Here is a 17,651-nt window from a genome sequence, read left to right as displayed (position 1 = left end):
CGGGTCAGAGTTACCGCGTAGCGTATTCGGGTGAAGACCAGTCGCAGAACCTGGGGTGCTCTCGGCGCCTTCGTGGGCATGAGTGCGGTGGCCGGAATGCTCGTGGCCGCCGCAGTCACACCGGCTGCAGCGGTCACCTCGCTCGCGGTGAGCGACGCGACGAACGCGTTCGACGGCCTGCCCGACTACCTCGCCCTGCAGCCCCTGGACCAGACGACCACGTTCTACGCCAAGAAGGGCGGCCAGGATGTGCCGTTCGCGACGTTCTACGCGCAGAACCGGCAGGACGTCTCGTCGAGCCAGATCGCGCAGTCGGTGAAGGATGCCGCGGTCGATACCGAGGATCCGCGGTTCTTCTCCGAGGGCGGCATCGACGTGTACGGCACGATCCGTGGCGCGCTGGCCACGAGCACCGGCGGCGATGTGCAGGGCGGCTCGTCGATCACGCAGCAGTACGTGAAGAACATCCTGGTACAGCGCTGCGACCAGGACGACCAGGTCGACCCGAACGCGTCCGCCTCGGTGCAGAAGAAGCAGCAGGCGAAGTTCGAGCAGTGCTACCAGGATGCCGCCGGCGTCACCATTTCGCGCAAGCTGCAGGAGATCCGGTACGCGATCGGGCTCGACAAGCGCTACAGCAAGACCGACATCCTGCAGTCCTACCTGAACATCGTCGGGTTCGGCGGCCGGGTGTACGGCATCCAAGCGGCCGCGCAGTACTACTACGACGTCGATGCGAAAGACCTCACGCTCCCCCAGTCCGCGACCCTGGTCGCCATGCTGAACAACCCGGCGAACCTGCGGATCGACCAGGACGCATCCGCGAACCCGTCGAACAACGCGACGAACAAGTTCAAGCTGACGCTCGCCAGGCGTAACTATGTGCTGCAGCGGATGCTCGTGCATCACTCGATCACGAAGGACCAGTACGACAAGGCGGTCGCCACGCCCATTACGCCGAAGATCACCCCGAAGCAGTCCGGATGCCAGTCCGCGGTCGCGTACAACGCCGGCTTCTTCTGCGACTACGTCAAAGACGTCATGCTGCAGAACCCGGCCTTCGGCAAGACTGCGGACCAGCGCCAGCTGCGCTTCCAGCGCGGTGGCATGAAGGTGTACACGACGCTGAACCTCGACCTGCAAGCCACGGCGCAGAGCGCACTCAGCAAGTATGTGCCGTCGACGAATCCTGTGGTGGACATCGGTGGCGCGAACGTCTCCGTCGAGGTCGGCACGGGGCGCATCGTGACCATGGTCGAGAACAAGCAGTTCGACAACTCGGGCACTGCGGCGCCGGGGAGCACCGCCATCAACTACAACACCGACCACGCATACGGCGGATCGGATGGGTTCGCTACCGGATCGTCGTTCAAGGCGTTCGACCTCGCCGACTGGTTCGAGACGGGGCACACCGCCTATGAGAGCGTCAACGCGCACTACTCCGGCTACGCGTTCCCGTTCAGTTCCTTCTCGTGCAACGGCCAGCCGATGAGCGGTGGCTCGTATCCGGTCAGCAACGACTCCTCGTCGGAGGGCGGCACCATGAGTGTGCTGCAGGCGACCGAGGAGTCGGTCAACACCGCGTTCATGCAGATGGCCACCGAGACCGACCTCTGCGGGATCGCCGATGCGGCGAAAGCGCTCGGCGTGCACGTCGCCAACCCTGCTCTCCCGTTCCAGATCGTTCCCTCGATGGTGATCGGCACCAATTACATCGCCCCGTTGACCATGGCCACCGCGTACGCAGGCATCGCCAACAACGGCAAGTTCTGCACCAACGTCGCCATCGACAAGGTGGTCACGAACGACGGCTCGAGCATGACTGTTCCGAAGTCGACGTGCACGCAGGCGATTGCTCCGACCGTGGCCGCTGCGCTGGCGTGGACGCTCGAGCACGTGATCACCGCCGGAACGGCCACCTCGGCGAACCCGCACGACGGCACGCCGATCCTCGCGAAGACCGGCACGACCGACGAGTACCAGCAGAACTGGCTCGTGACGTCGAGCTCGAAGGTGGCGAACGCGATCTGGGTGGGACAGATCTCGGGCCACCATGACCTCCGCGCCTACGACTACAACGGCACGGAGCTCGCGTACTCGAAGTTCTACGCGGACCGCCTGATCCTGACGGCTCTGGATGCCGCATACGGCGGGTCCGAGTTTGCCACGCCCCCCAGCTCGCTGCTGTACGGATCGTCGAAGAGCTCGACGCAGTCTGGTAATGGCAGCAGCGGGAACACTGGCGGCAACAGCGGCGGAAACAACGGTGGCAGCAGCGGCGGAAGCAACGGTGGCTCCTCGACGAATAGCCCCGTTCCGGCGCCGACGACCTCACCGCTACCGGTGCCGACCAGCAGCGGCCTCCCGTCGTCCGGCGGATAGATGGCTGAACCCACGCAACCTCCGGAGGGTCCCCATGACGAAGTGGAACCGCGCGCGTAGCCTCGAAAAGGTGACATCACGTGCCGCAGCCTGGGGAGCCCTCGCAGGGTTCATCGCAATGAGTGCCGTCGCCGGAGTTCTCGTGGTCAGCGCGGTGACGCCTGCCGTCGCCGTGGCATCCTTGGCGATCAGTGACGGCACGGGCATGTTCGACGGACTGCCCGACTACCTCGCCCCACAGCCGCTGGATCAGACGACCACCTTCTACGCGACGAAGGGCGGCCAATACGTGCCGATCGCCACGTTCTACGCGCAGAACCGTGAGGACGTCGCCTGGGACGCGATCTCCCAGTCCGTGAAAGACGCGGCCGTCGCCACCGAAGACCCCCGGTTCTACAGCGAGGGCGGCATCGACGTCTTCGGCACCGTACGGGGGGCGCTCTCGACCGCGAGCGGCAAGGACGTTCAGGGCGGATCATCCATCACCCAGCAATACGTGAAGAACATCCTCGTGCAGCGCTGCGAGCAGAACGACGCCGTCGACCCGGATGCCTCCCCCAAGGTGCAGAAGCAGCAGCAGAACAAGTTCGAGGCCTGCTACACCGACGCCACCGGCGTGACCGTGCAGCGGAAGGTGCAGGAGATCCGGTACGCGATCGGCCTCGACAAGAGGTACAGCAAGGACCAGATCCTGCTCAGCTACCTGAACATCGTGGGTTTTGGGGGCCGTGTCTACGGCATCCAGGCGGCCGCCCAGTACTACTTCGGAACGGATGCCAAGAGCCTGACCCTGCCGCAGGCCGCGACCCTGATCGCCATCCTCAACAACCCGAACTACCTTCGCATCGACGACGGGTCGACATCGTCCGACAACGTGGCGGCCAAGGGTTTCCCCGCCACTACTGAGCGACGCAACTACGTGCTGCAGCGGATGCTCGTGAATCACAAGATCTCCGACGCCGAGTACAAGCAGGCGGTCGCCACGAAGATCCAGCCGCACATCACGCCGAAGCTGTCCGGATGCTCGAGCGCTGTCAGCGTCGATGCCGGCTTCTTCTGCGACTACGTGCAGCGCATCATGCTGACGGACCCGGTGTTCGGAAAGACCGCAGAACAGCGGCAGGCGCTCTTTCAGCAAGGCGGGCTCAAGGTGTACACGACCCTCAACCTCGACCTGCAGAACAACGCACAGGCGGCGCTGAGCAACTACATCCCGCCGACGTACGGCAACCTGGATCTCGGCGGGGCGAATGTGGCAATGGAGGTCGGAACGGGCCGAGTGGTCGAGATGGTGTCGAACAAGCAGTTCGACGACAGCGGTAACGCGCCGCCCGGCACAACCTCCGTGAACTATGCGACCGACTACGCGTACGGCGGATCGGACGGTTTCCAGGTGGGTTCGTCGTTCAAGGCATATGACCTGGTCGCTTGGCTGGAGGCAGGGCACTCACTGTACGAAACCGTGAACGCGAATGTGCACTCGTTCCCGGAGTCTCAGTTCGCGACATGTGGTGACGGGTTCGGCAACGTCGTGTGGCCCGTTGCAAACGATGAGTCATCCGAAGGCGGTTACATGTCCGTCCTTCAGGCGACCGAAGCATCCGTGAACACTGCATTCGCGATGATGGCGACCAAGCTCAACCTCTGCGACATCTCGAACGCGGCGCAGGCACTCGGAGTGCATCCCGCCAATCCGGCGCCTCACTCCGAAGGCGGCAACCCTTGGATCATCAACCCGCCGATGGTGATCGGAAGCGGTAACTACATCGCTCCGCTTGCGCAGGCGCAGGCCTACGCGGGGATCGCGAACGGCGGAAAGACGTGCACCCCGATCGCGATCGACAAGGCGGTGGATGCCAACGGAAAAGCCATAGCGGTGCCGAAGACCACGTGCACGCAGGCGATTCCGGAGAACGTCGCCGCGACGGTCACCTGGGCGCTGCAGCACGTGATGACGGCGGGAACGGCGACGGGGGCTAACCCGAACGACGGTGTTCCGATCATGGGCAAGACCGGAACGACGGACTACGCGCACGAGAACTGGCTCGTGACCTCTACCTCGAAGGTGGCGCAGGCCACCTGGATCGGACTGATCTCGGGTGCCACCGACATGCACTACGTGTACTTCAAGGGCATCCAGGGCAACAACGTGAAGTTCAACGTGGTGAAGCAGGTCGACACCGCGCTCGACAGCGTCTACGGCGGAAGCGCGTTCCCTGCACCCGACAACACCCTCATCTATGGCAACCGTTCGAAGCCGCCGGCGACGAGTAGTCCGAATCCGGGCACAGGCGGCAACGGCGGCAACTCGGGTGGCGGCAACGGTGCGAACCCGCCGGCACCGGCACCGGGACCGGGAAAGCCCGGTAAGGGCCATGGATGATGCGCGCTCGGCGGCTACCTTCTCGTCGTGAAGCGCCCCTGCCAACGTGTATCCTTATGGAGGCCTTTGACGGGCCATCGGGGTGTGGCGCAGCTTGGTAGCGCGCTTCGTTCGGGACGAAGAGGCCGCAGGTTCAAATCCTGTCACCCCGACCAATGAAAAAGGGACTGCCTTCAGGCGGTCCCTTTTTTCATTCGCCCGGGTGCTGGGGTATGGGCACCTGCGAAGCAGCGAATACCCCGACGCTATGAGGAGAGACACTGATTCGCGTTCGCAACGGGTAGTGGCACCTCATAGGTGTGTGCTTTGCTGTCGCTGTGTCCCGAATGCGCCGCATCAACGAGACCATCGGCCGGCTGACTGGTTTTCAGCTCCGCAGGGTCTCACGCCAGCAATCCGGTCCGAAGGCTACCGGTGGCTCGGAGCGGAGCGATTCGGGCCGTGCCGAACCGAAGATCCCGAACGACTTCGACGACGAGATGGCATCCATCATCCGTGCCGTCACGCCGTTCACGATGACGAACGTCGACAAGCTGCACGCGCTGATCACGGCGACACGGTACGTGGCGCAGCATGACATACCGGGCGACGTCGTCGAGTGCGGAGTCTGGCGCGGGGGGAGCATGCACGCAGTGGCCCGCGCCCTTGCCGCGTGCGGCGACACCAGTCGCGAGCTGTATCTCTACGACACGTTCGAGGGGATGACCGAACCCACCGAGAAGGATGTCCGCTGGGATGGCGTGCATCCGGCGCGCTGGCTGAAGCACTCGGAGCACAACAAGCGCAACAGCGCGATCTGGGCATACGCATCGCTGGATGAGGTGAAGGCCGGGTTCGAGAACGTGCCGTATCCGAAGGAGCGGCTTCATTTCGTGCAGGGACCCGTCGAGCAGACCGTTCCGGGCATCCTTCCCGAGCACATCGCCCTCCTGCGGCTGGACACCGACTGGCACAGCTCGACCGCGCACGAGCTCGCGCACATGTACGACCGGCTTGTGCCGGGCGGCGTGCTCCTGCTCGACGACTACGCGCACTGGCAGGGCGCCAGGGAGGCGGTCGACGAGTGGCTCGAACGCACGGGAGAGAAACTGTTGCTCGTGCGCATGGGAGGCGGCCGCATCGCGGTCAAGCCGGGACTCGAGTCCTGAGCGCGGATTCGTCGCCGATCGGGCTCGGACGCTAGGGCCGCCGACTCAGGCGAAGAGTTCCGCGACGAGCTCGAGGGAGTGCACGCGGGCATCCGATTCGGCGGCTCCCGACGCGATCATCAGCTCGTCGGCGCCCGTCGAGGCGAGCAGAGAGGCGAGCCGGTCGCGCACCACCTCGGGTGTGCCATACGCCTGCCGGGAGTTCCGGTCGGCGATGAAGTCCAGTTCGAGCTGGCTGAACTGGTAGGTGGCAGCCTCCTCGACCGAGACGGGCTCAGGTTTCTGACCTCGCCGCATCTGCAGGAACGAGATCGCAGCCGGCAGCGACTGCCTGCGCACCTCGTCCGGATCCTCGTTCGCCAGCACGGTGACGGCGATCATCGCGTGCGGCTTCTCCAGTGTCGCGCTAGGCGTGAACCGCTCGCGATACAGCTTCAGCGCCTCCTCGGTGTGCTCCCCCGCGAAGTGATGCGCGAAGGCGAACGGGAGCCCCAGGGCGGCCGCGACCTGGGCGCTGTATCCGCTGGAGCCGAGCAGCCAGATCTCGGGCAGGTCGCCGAGGCCGGGAACGGCGCGGATGCCGGCGAGCGGGTCATCCGGCGCGAAACCTCCGGTGAAGAAGCCGAGCAGATCCAGGAGCTGCTGCGGAAAGTCCTCGGCACCCAGAGCATCCGCGCTGCGCCGAAGAGCCGCCGCAGTCGCCTGATCCGCGCCCGGTGCGCGGCCGATGCCGAGATCGATGCGGTCGCCGTACAGGGCACGCAGCGTGCCGAACTGCTCCGCCACGACGAGCGGGGCGTGGTTCGGCAGCATGACTCCTCCGCTGCCCACGCGGATGTGGTCGGTGCGCGCGGCGATTCCCGCGATCAGCACGGCCGGCGCGCTCGACGCGACCGCCGGCATCCCATGGTGTTCCGCGACCCAGAACCGGTGGAACCCGAGCCTCTCGGCCGCTTGCGCGAGACGGATGCTGCCGGCGACGGCATCCGCATTGCCCGCGCCCGCCTCGCGGCTGGCCAGGTCGAGGACGTTCAGGGGAACCTTGCGGAGTTCGGTCACCTTCAGTTCAACCGCCAGGTGACGTCAGGATTCCCGGCAGACGGCGGCAACCCCGCTGATCTCGACGAGTGCACCGGGAACCCCGAGCCCGGCCACCTTGGCAGCCGTCACCAGAGGTGGCGCGTCGTCTCGGGCGAGCCTGCCGGCTATCGCACCGTACGCGGCCCTCACGTCCGCACGTTCGTCGAACAGAATGTTCCACTGGATGATGTCCTCCAGCGTCGCGCCGGCCGCCTCGAGCGCGACGACCGCATTCTCCAACGCACGCACCGACTGGTCGGAGATGTCGTCGGAGACAACCACACCCGTCTCGTCCACGCCGTTCTGGCCGCCCAGATACACGGTCGTCGAGCCCGGAGGCACGATCGCCACATGACTGAAGGCGGGAGAGCGCACGAGCCCGTCGGGTTGAAGGAGTGTGATCGACATGAGAGCCATCTTGTCGAACCCCTCCGACACCGACGACCGGGCCGTCAGGTGAAGTCCGGATCCGGCTCACTCGCATAGGCGACCGCGGAGCCACCCAGAGGCCAACGACGGCGGCCGTTGTTCAGAACACCGCCGCTCTCCTGCAGGTAGCAGGCACCGCAGAGCGACTCGTAGACCACGTCGTCGCCGTCCTCGATCGCGACCTGATCGCCGTCGAACACGAAGACCCCGTTGATCGTGCGGGCGTTGAAGATGGCCTTGCGTCCGCACCGGCAGATCGTCTTCAGCTCCTCCAGGCTGTGCGCCACCTCGAGCAATCGGCGGCTGCCGGGGAATGCGACCGTCTGAAAGTCGGTGCGGATGCCATATGCCAGCACCGGAATATCCTCCAGGATCGCGATCCGCAGCAGGTCATCCACCTGGGCTTCCGTGAGAAACTGCGCCTCATCCACGAGAAGGCAGCTGACGTCGCGACCGAAGCGTGAGACGGTTCGCTCGCGCAACACCTGGAACCGGTGGTAGAGGTCGGCCTGCGGGTCGATCGTGAAGTCGGCATCCCGCGTCACACCGAGGCGGGAGACGATGGCCGCGTCGCCCTTCGTGTCGATCGCCGGCTTCGCGAGCAGTACGCGGTGGCCGCGCTCCTCGTAGTTGTATGCCGCCTGCAGCAGCGCCGTGCTCTTGCCGCTGTTCATCGCCCCGAACCGGAAGTACAGTTTCGCCACCCCGATATCGTATGGCGCACCGTTATTTCAGGTCAGGTAGCCGTCCTCGGCGGCGCGGCGGATCAGGTCGGAGCGCGTGCTCGTCGGCCTGCCGACTCGTTGATACTTCTCTCGCACGCGCCGCAGATACGTCTTCGCCGTCTCGAACTGCACGTTCATCGCGCCCGCGACCTGCGAGGTGGAGTGACCCTCCACGTAGAGCAGGAGCGCCCACCGCTCGCCGTCGCTCAGCTTCGGCTTCGTGAGCGGCAACGCGGTGGACGCAACGTGCGTGGGTTCGGCGGCATCGGCATCCGTGAGTCCCATCACCGCCTTCGCGGTCGTCATCACCTCGCGCACCGGCTGCGCCTTGGAGAGGAACGCCAACGCGCCGGCTCCGAGGCAGCGTTCGCGTTCCTCAGGGGTGTCGAGCGCGGTCAGCACGATGACGGATGCTCCGGCCGCGCGGCAGGTGCGCACCCGCGCCTCGATGGAGACCTTCTCGGTGAGGTTGAGGTCCATCAGCACGAGGTCGGTGGGGAACGCGGCGGAGTGCACGAGTTCCACCCAGGTAGGGGCGGCGACGACGAGCTCGAACAGTGGCTCGTGCTCGCGGATCCAGTTGGAGAGGCTGTCGAGCAGCAATTCGTGGTCGTCGAGGATGCCTACCCGCACCGGGGTGCGGCCCTCACGCGGGGACAAAACCGAACCTCATGATCATCGTGGAGCCGTTTCTCGAGATGGCGGCATCGCCGCTCAGCGAACGCAGCACGCTGACGAACGGCCGGGCCGTGCGCCGCACGAATCGCCAGTCTGCCGCAATGCGCATCGAGAGTTCGAATCGCGCGCTCTCGGAGCTTTCGACGGTGGGATTGCGCTGCACGATGATGGCCGCACCTGCCGGGTCGAGGGCACCGATGCGCACCGACTCCACCAGGAACGCGCTGAACGCGGCACGTGCGTGCGGCGGCATATGCGGCAGCAGCCGTTCGGGATCGCGCACGGCGTGCCCGTCGATCCGGGTGTCTGCCAGAAGGCCGTCGAACCAGGTCACGCGCAGTTGCTCGAGCGCGTGTTCCCGCAGCCCCGCCGACACAGCCGTCGCGGTGTCGATGTCGACCTGCGTGATGCTTCCGCGGTCGGAGATGGATGCCAGCAGCGGCAGCGTCGACTGCCGCAATTCGTCGAGTTGGGCGCGGCGAAGGGCATCCTGTTCGAGCATGCGGAACTCGGGCTCCAGGGCGCGCATGCCGCGTTCGGACGACGCCGTCCATTCTGAGCTGAACCTCGCGATGACGGCGCCGATCGTAGCGGCGACAGAGGCCAGCACGAGCACGGGCGTGGCCGCGACGACGGCGTACACATATGGTGTGTTCACGATGGAGAGGGAGGTGTGCTGCGCGGCGGCCAGCAGTCCGACGACGAGCGCACCGAACACGCCGAAGACGATGATCTCCCACGGTGGTCGCATCCAGAGCAATCCGAAGACGATCAGCGCGATGCCGATCTGTCCCCAGTCGTCTTGCACGAGCCGGTTGTGGCCCCACGTCGACAGTGCGGAGAGCACGGCGGCGCCCACGGCCGCTCCGACGATGACGGCCGCGCCTCCGGCGCTGAGGCGCCCGACGGAGGGATGCACGGCGATCGACAGCGCGGTTCCGGCCGCGATGAGCAGGCACAGTGCCGCAACCGCGAGCACGGGCGCGACGATCTCGTTCCGGTTCAGGATGCTCTGCACCACTGCGTATCCCACAGACATCCCACCCAGCAACGGCGCGAGTCCCCACGCCGCCATCGCACCGATCGGATCGAGCCGGTTCGGTGCACGGTCGAGGATCACCTCGTGCATCAGACGACATCCTCCGAACGGATGAGCGGAACCACCATCAGCACGGAGGTGCCAGCGCCCGGCTTCGAGAACACCGAAACGGACCCGCCGACGCGTTCGACCCGCTCGATGACCGAGTGCATCAGGCCCATCCGGTCGTTGCCCTCTGCGGTGAGCATGCCGACATCGAAGCCGCGGCCGGCATCCACCACGACGAGGGAGACGGCACCGCCGGATGCCGAGAGCATCACGTCCGCCGCTGACTGTCCGGAGTGCTTCAGCACGTTCACCAGGCACTGGCGGGCGGCAAGCCCGACGGCGCGGCGAGCATCCGGCGTCAGCGACGTGTACGGGCCGAAGTCTCCGGAGACGTCCACGACGAGGCCGGCGTCGCGGGCCTGGGCGATCGCCTGCGCGAGTTCCGTTGCGCGCCAGTCCCGTTCATCCGTCACCGCGAGAGCCTGCACGCGTTGCGTCTCGTCGGTCCAGTGACGGATGTCCGACTGCAGCCGTTCACGGAACGCCTCCGACACCGGGCCGGGAGCGGCGGTCGCGATGGCGGCCAGTTCGCTGAGGGTGGTGTCGTGCAGTTCGGCGCGCAACTCGGCCACGAGCGCTCGGCGGAGCTCGTCGGCGTGCTGCCGGCGGAGCATCCGCATGATCAGCGTGTGTGCGCCGCGGTGGGCGCTGCGAGTCACCCCGTGGAACAGCAACAGCGCCATGAAGAGCACGTAGGTGGCCAGCGAGATCGAGTCGAAGCGGAACTGCCGGTGCGCCACCGTCGCGGCCGCGAACACGGCAAGGTCGCCGACCGCATACGCGACGGTCGCCCAGAGAACCCCGATGCGGGCATCCGACCCGGATCCGCCGATCAGCATCAACGCCACAAGGGGCAACGCCACCACGAAGAGGTTTGTGTCGGTGTAGGTGACGGTCTGCTCGAGCAGCGCGAAGGTGTACGCGAACGTGGATGCCACGCCGACGGCGATGTAGGCGACCATCGCGGTCAGGCTCGGCTTCACCATCACCACGACCATGAGCGCTGCCATCGGCAACAGTGAGCCGGTCGCCCACCAGCGCACGTCGACATCGAGGAACAGGCCTGGGGCCAGCACGGATGCCGTCGCTGAGGCAAGGCAGATGAGCGCAGCAACCTGCGTCGACCGGGCGACAGCGAGGTTGCCAGCTTCGCGCGCCACCTGGGCCGGAACCCCGAGAGACATCGTGAGGATTATGACACGACGATGCGCCCACTTGTACCCCAGTTCTGTACCCCGGTGGAGAGCGGCTTCGCGAGTGCGTGTTTCGGGAAGAACGGCGTTCGCTCAGAACAGCGTCAGACGTTCTTCCGGCGCGACCGGCTTCGGTGCGCCCGGAGCATTCGCTGCGGGCGACGCCTCGAACCGCACGCCGCTTTGCAGGCGCGCTGCGTCAGCAAAGCCTGCGTCATCCCGGGCCCTTCTCCGGCGCACCCGATCGCCGTTCTCGTCGCGCACGGTGTTCAGCGCCGCCGACCGCACGCCTCCGGTGACCGGATCCTCCTCGCCGCGCTGGAGGCCGTGCGCGGCGAGGAGCGGTTTGATCCGTGCGGCGAGCCACTTGCGGTACTCCACCGGCGCGTACGCCTTCGATCCGTACATAGCCCGGTACTTGTCGACGAGCTCCGGGTGCTCCCGCTCCAGCCACATCATGAACCACTCCTTCACGCCCGGCCTGAGGTGCAACGCCGTGTACAGAACCGAGGTCGCGCCCGCATCCGCTGCCGCGGAGAGCGCCGAGTCGAGATGCGCCCGGGAGTCGGTGAGGTACGGGAGGATCGGCATCATGAACACCGAGCAGTCCAGGCCGTGTTCACGCACGGCCCGCACGGTCTCGAGCCTGGCCTTCGTGCTCGGTGTTCCCGGTTCGACCGACTTCTGCAGCTCGTCGTCGTAGACCGCGATCGACATCGCGAGGTCGACGGGAACCCGCGTGGCGGCATCCGCAATCAGATCGAGATCGCGCCGCAGAAGCGTGCCCTTCGTGAGGATGCTGAACGGAGTGCCCGAGTCCGCGAGCGCCTCGATGATGCCCGGCATCAACCGGTAGCGTCCCTCCGCCCGCTGGTATGGATCAGTGTTGGTGCCCAACGCGACCGGATGCCTCGCCCAGCTCGGTTTGGTGACCTCACGCCGCAGCACGTCGGCCACGTTCACCTTCACGATGATCTCGCGGTCGAAGTCCGTCCCCATGTTGAGCTCGAGGTACCGGTGGGTGGGCCGCGCGAAGCAGTTGTGGCTTACCACGCCGTTCGCCACGAAGTCGCCGGTCTCGGTTGTGAGGTCGACCATGTCGAGCTCGATGCCGAGATCTTGAACGGAGATGACGCTCAGATCGACCGAGGCCTTGATGGCAGTACCGGCCATGGCGAGCTTGCTTGCACTGCCTCCGACGCCGAACCCGACCAGGGAGTTGTTGGTCGTCAGGTACGGGCGTTGCGCCCTTCCGCTCATGGCACCGGTGACGTACTTCCAGCCACGTTCGGTGAGAAATCGATGGTCAGCGCTCGCGACGAGCTCGGTGCCGTCCGCGAGAGTTATGCGGTGGGCCCGTTTCCGCGTACCCCATTTCGCCAGAACTCGACTCGGCTCATAACGTCGGTAACGGCCCTCGACGCGTGTGCCCATCACGACGTCACCCACCGTGATCTCACCCAACGGTCGCTGCCTGCCATCGGCCATGAGGATGCTCGTATCGGGCGTCAGGCAGTAGGCACAGGCATGCTGGCAGCCCCGGTACGGGTTGATCGTCCAGCCGAACGGGAGGGCGCCTCCGCCGCCCGGAACCTTGTTCAGTGCAGACTTTGCCAGCACCTCATGGAACGTGACGCCGGCGAACTCAGGCGTGCGCACGGAACGCACGAGGTTGTTGAGCTTCGCCAGGCCGGGCAGGGCATCCGCCTGCTCGACCGTGATCTCCTGACCGCTCCACCGCACAGTTTCATTCGAACATATCTTCGACGACTACGCAAGCACAATGACCGGAGCTTCGCCGGAACCTTCCAGGGCTGTCCCGTTTACGGCTACACCTCGTTCAAGTCGCGCAGATGGCCCTCATGAACCCGTTGTAGGGACGATCTGCGCGACTTGAACCGACCGGCGGAGCGGCCGACCGGCGGAGCGGCCGACCGGCGGAGCGGCCGACCGGCGGAGCGGCCGACCGGCGGAGCGGCCGACCGGCGACCTACGGCGCCGGTCAGCACACGGTCGCCGCCATCGGCGTCAGCGCGAGCTCGTCGCCCGACCAACGTCGGCGCAGCCAGCGGTCGTGGCTGGCCACGACCACCGCGCCGGGGTAGCCGCCGAGGGCATCCTCCAGTTCCCCCGCGAGGGCGAGCGACAGGTGGTTCGTCGGCTCGTCGAGCAGGAACACGTGCGGCGGCTTCGCGATGATCAGCGCCAGCGCGAATCGGCGCTGCTGGCCGACGGACAGCGACCCGACGGGTCGGTCGAGGTCGCGCGGAGCGATCAGGCCGAGCGAGGTGAGCGGCAGCTGTTCCGACCGGCGTTCCCCCAGCGCCTTCGCGTAGAGGGCACGGGGTGTGGCCGCCGGGTCGGCGAACCGCACGTCCTGCTCCAGCAGCCCGACCCGAAGGCCCTTGCGGCGGGTGACCATCCCCGAGTCCGAGGTGATAGTGCCGGCGAGCAGCCCGAGCAACGTGGACTTTCCGACGCCGTTGGGTCCTGTGACGAGCAGCCGGGCATCGGGCTCGACACGCAGACGCTCGACGTGCAGGCGGTGGCGCACACGAGCATCCGTGACCTGGATCAGCGTGCCTGCTGCGTCGTCGAGCCCGTGCGAACCGCTCGGGATGCCCGCGAACGTGAGCACGGCGGGCGGCTTGCGCACCTGGTTGCGTTCGAGTTCGTCCACCCGGCCCTGAGCGTTGCGCACGCGCCTGGCGATCTGGGCATCCACCCGAGCGCCCTTGAACGGAGCGATGTACTTGTCATTGTCCCGCGCGGCGCGAGGTGCGTGCGTGGAACGGGCGGTGACGGCCGTGGCATGGCGTAGCCGGTTCAGCTCGTCCTGCTCGTCGCGGTACTGCCGTTCCCAGCGCTCGCGCTCGGCAGCCTTGTGCTCGAGATACGCACTGAACACGCCCTCACCCGTGGCCGGCCTGCCGAAAACCGTCGCCCCGTTTCCGGATGCCTGCACCGACTCGCGACCCGACGGCCCGGATCCGGCTCGCCCGGCGTCGTCGTTCCGCGCGGCGACACTCGTACGCGAAGGGTCAAGATCGACGAGCGCCGTCGCGACGGCGTCGAGGAACACGCGATCGTGACTCGCGAACAGCACCGGACCGCTCCATTCGGCCACCTGTCGCTGCAGGAACTCCACGGCGTCGTCGTCCAGGTGATTGGTGGGCTCGTCGAGCAGCAGGGCGTCCGGCCGGCTCAGCAGCAGCGCCGCCAGCGCGAACCTGCTGCGCTGACCACCGGACACCTCGCCCAGCGTGCGGTGCAGCGGAATGCCCTGCACGCCGAGCCCCGCGAGCACGCGGTCGCGGCGCGCATCGATGCTCCAGACATCCGCTCGCTCGGCCGCGGCGAGCGCCGCGTCGTATCGCACGGCTGCCCGTTCCAGCGACTCCGGATCGGATGCCTCGCCCAACGCAACGCCCGCCGTATCGAGTTCACGCTCCACGGCGCGCACCTCGGCGAGGGCGTGCTCGACGAGGGAGTCGAGCGTCTCATGCGGAGCGAACCGCACCTCCTGCCACAGCAAGCCGGTGCGCGACGGGCGCGCCACGGCTCCTCGGTCGGGAGCCTCGGCCCCTGCGAGCACCCGTAGCAATGTGGACTTGCCCACGCCGTTCTCGCCGATCAGCCCGACGCGGGAGCCGGGCGGAACGGTGAGTGAGACATCCGTGAGAACGGTGCGGATGCCGTACCGCACCGAGACGCCGTCGGCGCGGATGTAGTCGGCGACCGTGGCGGGCGCCGAGATCGAGTCGACTGCGGGCTCTGTGGGGCCAACGCCGCTCGGCGTCGCAGCAACATCTGCGGGCGCCGCATCGAAGGGGGGAAGGAATGAGGAACGTACTGGCATGGAACCGCCTCTCCGGGCTTGAGCCCTGGAGCCGGCACGACCACGAACGGCCGTGCCGGCCCGAATCGGTTCGCTCGAAGGCCGCCGACAACGGTCGGCGCGAGCGGAAGGATCCCGCCGGGCGTTGGCCCCGAGGTCAGAATCGGCCGGACGACCCCATGAAGCGCGCGCGAAGCACGACCGTCACGGTGACGGATGACCGTTCTTCGCCGGGTGCGCTGCGGTGCGACATCGATGTATCGCGGATCCGCAGGGGTCGAGCCTCATGCGCGGGACGAAGGGTGGTCACTTCTTCATAGCTCGCGAGACGTTACCAGCGCGCCGGAGCTAATGCAACCTCAGTCGTCGAGCCCGAGCACCTTCGAGGTCTCGGCGATCACCTGTGCGGCCTTCTCCGGCTGGTCGTTCAGTGTGGTGCCCATGGTCGGAATGAGTTGCTTGAGCTTCGGCTCCCACTGCGTCCACTGCTGCGGGAAGCACCGCTTCAAGAGGTCCAGCATGATCGGCACGGCCGTCGAGGCGCCTGGCGATGCGCCGAGCAGGCCTGCGATCGAACCATCGGATGCCGCGACCACTTCGGTTCCGAACTGCAGCACGCCGCCGCGTTTGGCATCCTTCTTCATGACCTGTACGCGCTGACCGGCGGTGATCAGCTCCCAGTCCTCGCTTTTGGCGGTCGGCATGAACTCCTGCAGGGCGCGCAGCTTCTTCGCCCGCGTCGCCAGCAGCTCGGAGACGAGGTACTTGACGAGCGCGAAGTTGTCTCGCGCGACGGCGAGCATGGGCCCGAGGTTTCCTCCGCGGACGGACCCGGGGAGATCCCACCACGAACCCTTCTTGAGGAACTTCGGGCTGAAGCCCGCGTACGGGCCGAACATCAGCGACGCCTCGCCGTTCACGACCCGGGTGTCCAGATGCGGAACCGACATCGGCGGCGCGCCGACGGCCGCCTTGCCGTACACCTTCGCGTGGTGCTGCGCGACGAGCTTGGGATTGGTGGTGCGGAAGAACTTGCCGCTGATCGGGAACCCGCCGAAGCCCTTGATCTCCTTGATTCCGGATGACTGCAGCAGGTGCAGTGCGCCGCCGCCGGCTCCCACGAACACGAACCGGGCATCCACCGTGTGCGGGGTGTTGCCGACGAGGTGCCGCACGTTCAGCCGCCAGTTGCCGTCCCTGGTGCGACGGATGCTCTTCACCCGGCAGTTGAGCCACAGCTCGCCACCGCGCTCCACGAGCCCGTCGAACAGGGCGGTCGTGAGCGCGCCGAAGTCCACATCGGTTCCGGCGGTCATGCGGGTCGCCGCAATCGGCTCACGGGTGCGGCCCTTGATGAGCAGCGGTGTCCACTCGCGGATGACCCTGTGGTCTTCGGAGTACTCCATGCCGCGGAACAGCGGCTGGTCTTTGAGCGCTGCGTAGCGCTTGCGGAGGTACTTCACGTTCTCGCCCCCGCGCACGAACGTCATGTGCGGCGTCGAGCTGATGAACGAGGTGGGCAGTTCACCCTTCTGCGCGAGCGACGACCAGAACTGCCGGCTGAGCTGGAACTGCTCGTTGATGCTGATCGCCTTCGCCGGGTCGACCGTGCCGTCTTTCGCCTCGGGCATGTAGTTGAGCTCGCACATCGCGGCGTGCCCGGTTCCCGCGTTGTTCCACGGGTTCGAGCTCTCCTGTGCCACCTCGCCGAGAACCTCGTAGACGCGGATCTTCCAGTCAGGCTGCAGCCGCTGGATCATGGTGCCGAGGGTCGCGCTCATGATGCCCCCGCCGATGAGAACGACGTCTAGCGGGGCCCGGGAATCACTCACTCGAACAATTCTATGGGCGCGCCGGTGGTGCCGCTGACGGGCGCCGATCGCTCAGCTGCGGTACCGCTCCCCCACCGGGATCTCCACCGGCACGGTGTTCCCCAGCGGGGCGAGCGGGCAGGCCCAGGCCGGGTCGTACGCGCAGCTCGGGTTGTACGCGAAGTTGAAGTCCAGCACGAGCGTCCCAGGCTCCGATCCAGGGCCGAGGTCGGCGCCCTTGATCGTGTCGAGCAGGTAGCGTCCGCCCCCGTAAGTGCCGTCGGGCCGTCCTGCGGAGGCATCCTTCACCGGAAGGAACAGCCCGCCGCCGTACGAACGCAGCCGCCAGACATCCAGCGCGCCGACATCGGGTAGCCGCACGACGCCGATGCGCTCGAACGGCACGACGCCGTCGGTACCGGTCTCGACATCCAGATCGGCCGGTTCGGCCTGCTCGATCGTCAGTTCGAACCGCCACTCCGGGTCGTACTGCGGTACCGGCAGCCCGGCGAAGGATGCCCGATCCTCCGGCAGCAAGGGCGTCGACGGATGCGTCGCGAAGAGAGCATCTCGCTCGACGACCCAGGCGGCGTGGGCAGCTGACGCGTCTTCGTCGGCGAGCTCCCGTACCAGCTCGTACAGCGCGAAAACGCGACGGCGCCAGTCGGCCACGTCGACTGCTGTCTGGATGTTCGTCATGCGTACATGATCGTCTCTCGGGCCGCCGGATGGTCGTCGTCGCCGGCTCGAATCGGCCGCCCGGCCCTGCGAGCACCAGGATTCGGACATCTTCCGACAAGATGCGGTCATCGGCCCCCGATGCGTGCCTTTCGTGTC

Annotated in this window: 13 protein-coding genes and 1 tRNA gene; 4 read left to right on the top strand and 10 right to left on the bottom strand. The window is 66.7% G+C overall.

The annotated features are described in order from the left end of the window. Positions 1-30 precede the first annotated feature (30 nt). The 4 genes from ACYVII_RS02745 (at position 31) to ACYVII_RS02730 (ending at position 5,913) form a co-directional block, all read left to right on the top strand. Positions 31-2,382: a transglycosylase domain-containing protein gene (locus ACYVII_RS02745; RefSeq protein WP_460530641.1), complete on the top strand. Its 2,352-nt coding sequence runs from the start codon at positions 31-33 to the stop codon at positions 2,380-2,382. A gap of 70 nt (positions 2,383-2,452) precedes the next feature. Next, the gene (locus tag ACYVII_RS02740) at positions 2,453-4,765 is read left to right on the top strand and encodes a transglycosylase domain-containing protein (RefSeq protein WP_460530638.1); all 2,313 of its coding nucleotides are present in this window, start codon (positions 2,453-2,455) and stop codon (positions 4,763-4,765) included. A gap of 78 nt (positions 4,766-4,843) precedes the next feature. After that, positions 4,844-4,920: transfer RNA gene (locus ACYVII_RS02735), tRNA-Pro, on the top strand. Positions 4,921-5,091: 171 nt separating this feature from the next. Continuing rightward, positions 5,092-5,913 carry a class I SAM-dependent methyltransferase gene (locus tag ACYVII_RS02730; RefSeq protein ID WP_460531828.1) on the top strand — a complete coding sequence of 274 codons (822 nt, stop codon included), beginning with the start codon at positions 5,092-5,094 and terminating at the stop codon, positions 5,911-5,913. A 45-nt stretch (positions 5,914-5,958) separates the two neighbouring features. On the opposite strand, the gene ACYVII_RS02725 is transcribed toward ACYVII_RS02730, so the two are convergent. The 10 genes from ACYVII_RS02725 to ACYVII_RS02680 form a co-directional block, all read right to left on the bottom strand. Further along, entirely contained in the window at positions 5,959-6,972 is a 1,014-nt protein-coding gene (locus ACYVII_RS02725; RefSeq protein ID WP_460530635.1) for an LLM class flavin-dependent oxidoreductase, read from the bottom strand. A gap of 24 nt (positions 6,973-6,996) precedes the next feature. Beyond that, entirely contained in the window at positions 6,997-7,401 is a 405-nt protein-coding gene (locus ACYVII_RS02720; protein ID WP_460530632.1) for a RidA family protein, read from the bottom strand. 44 nt (positions 7,402-7,445) lie between these two features. Beyond that, entirely contained in the window at positions 7,446-8,126 is a 681-nt protein-coding gene (locus ACYVII_RS02715) for a thymidine kinase (protein ID WP_460530629.1), read from the bottom strand. Between the two features lie 27 nt (positions 8,127-8,153). Continuing rightward, positions 8,154-8,807, bottom strand: coding sequence for a response regulator (locus ACYVII_RS02710; protein ID WP_460530626.1), 654 nt, complete (start codon positions 8,805-8,807; stop codon positions 8,154-8,156). Next, positions 8,794-9,954: a hypothetical protein gene (locus ACYVII_RS02705; protein WP_460530623.1), complete on the bottom strand. Its 1,161-nt coding sequence runs from the start codon at positions 9,952-9,954 to the stop codon at positions 8,794-8,796. The genes ACYVII_RS02710 and ACYVII_RS02705 overlap by 14 nt, the downstream gene beginning before the upstream one ends. Then, positions 9,954-11,156 carry a sensor histidine kinase gene (locus ACYVII_RS02700; RefSeq protein WP_460530620.1) on the bottom strand — a complete coding sequence of 401 codons (1,203 nt, stop codon included), beginning with the start codon at positions 11,154-11,156 and terminating at the stop codon, positions 9,954-9,956. Before ACYVII_RS02700 ends, ACYVII_RS02705 begins: the two co-directional genes overlap by 1 nt. Before the next feature lie 102 nt (positions 11,157-11,258). After that, the gene (locus ACYVII_RS02695; protein ID WP_460530617.1) at positions 11,259-12,908 is read right to left on the bottom strand and encodes an Rv2578c family radical SAM protein; all 1,650 of its coding nucleotides are present in this window, start codon (positions 12,906-12,908) and stop codon (positions 11,259-11,261) included. 259 nt (positions 12,909-13,167) lie between these two features. Continuing rightward, positions 13,168-15,024 (bottom strand): ABC-F family ATP-binding cassette domain-containing protein, encoded by a 1,857-nt coding sequence (locus tag ACYVII_RS02690; RefSeq protein ID WP_460530614.1) that lies wholly within the window; start codon positions 15,022-15,024, stop codon positions 13,168-13,170. Positions 15,025-15,362: 338 nt separating this feature from the next. Then, on the bottom strand, positions 15,363-16,835 hold the full coding sequence (locus ACYVII_RS02685) for a malate:quinone oxidoreductase (protein ID WP_460530611.1): 1,473 nt from the start codon (positions 16,833-16,835) through the stop codon (positions 15,363-15,365). Between the two features lie 51 nt (positions 16,836-16,886). After that, positions 16,887-17,513, bottom strand: coding sequence for a DUF1684 domain-containing protein (locus ACYVII_RS02680; RefSeq protein ID WP_460530608.1), 627 nt, complete (start codon positions 17,511-17,513; stop codon positions 16,887-16,889). Positions 17,514-17,651: the final 138 nt, after the last annotated feature.

It is taken from the genome of Humibacter ginsengiterrae (assembly GCF_054780115.1).
This window is presented reverse-complemented; position numbering and strand designations above follow the sequence as displayed.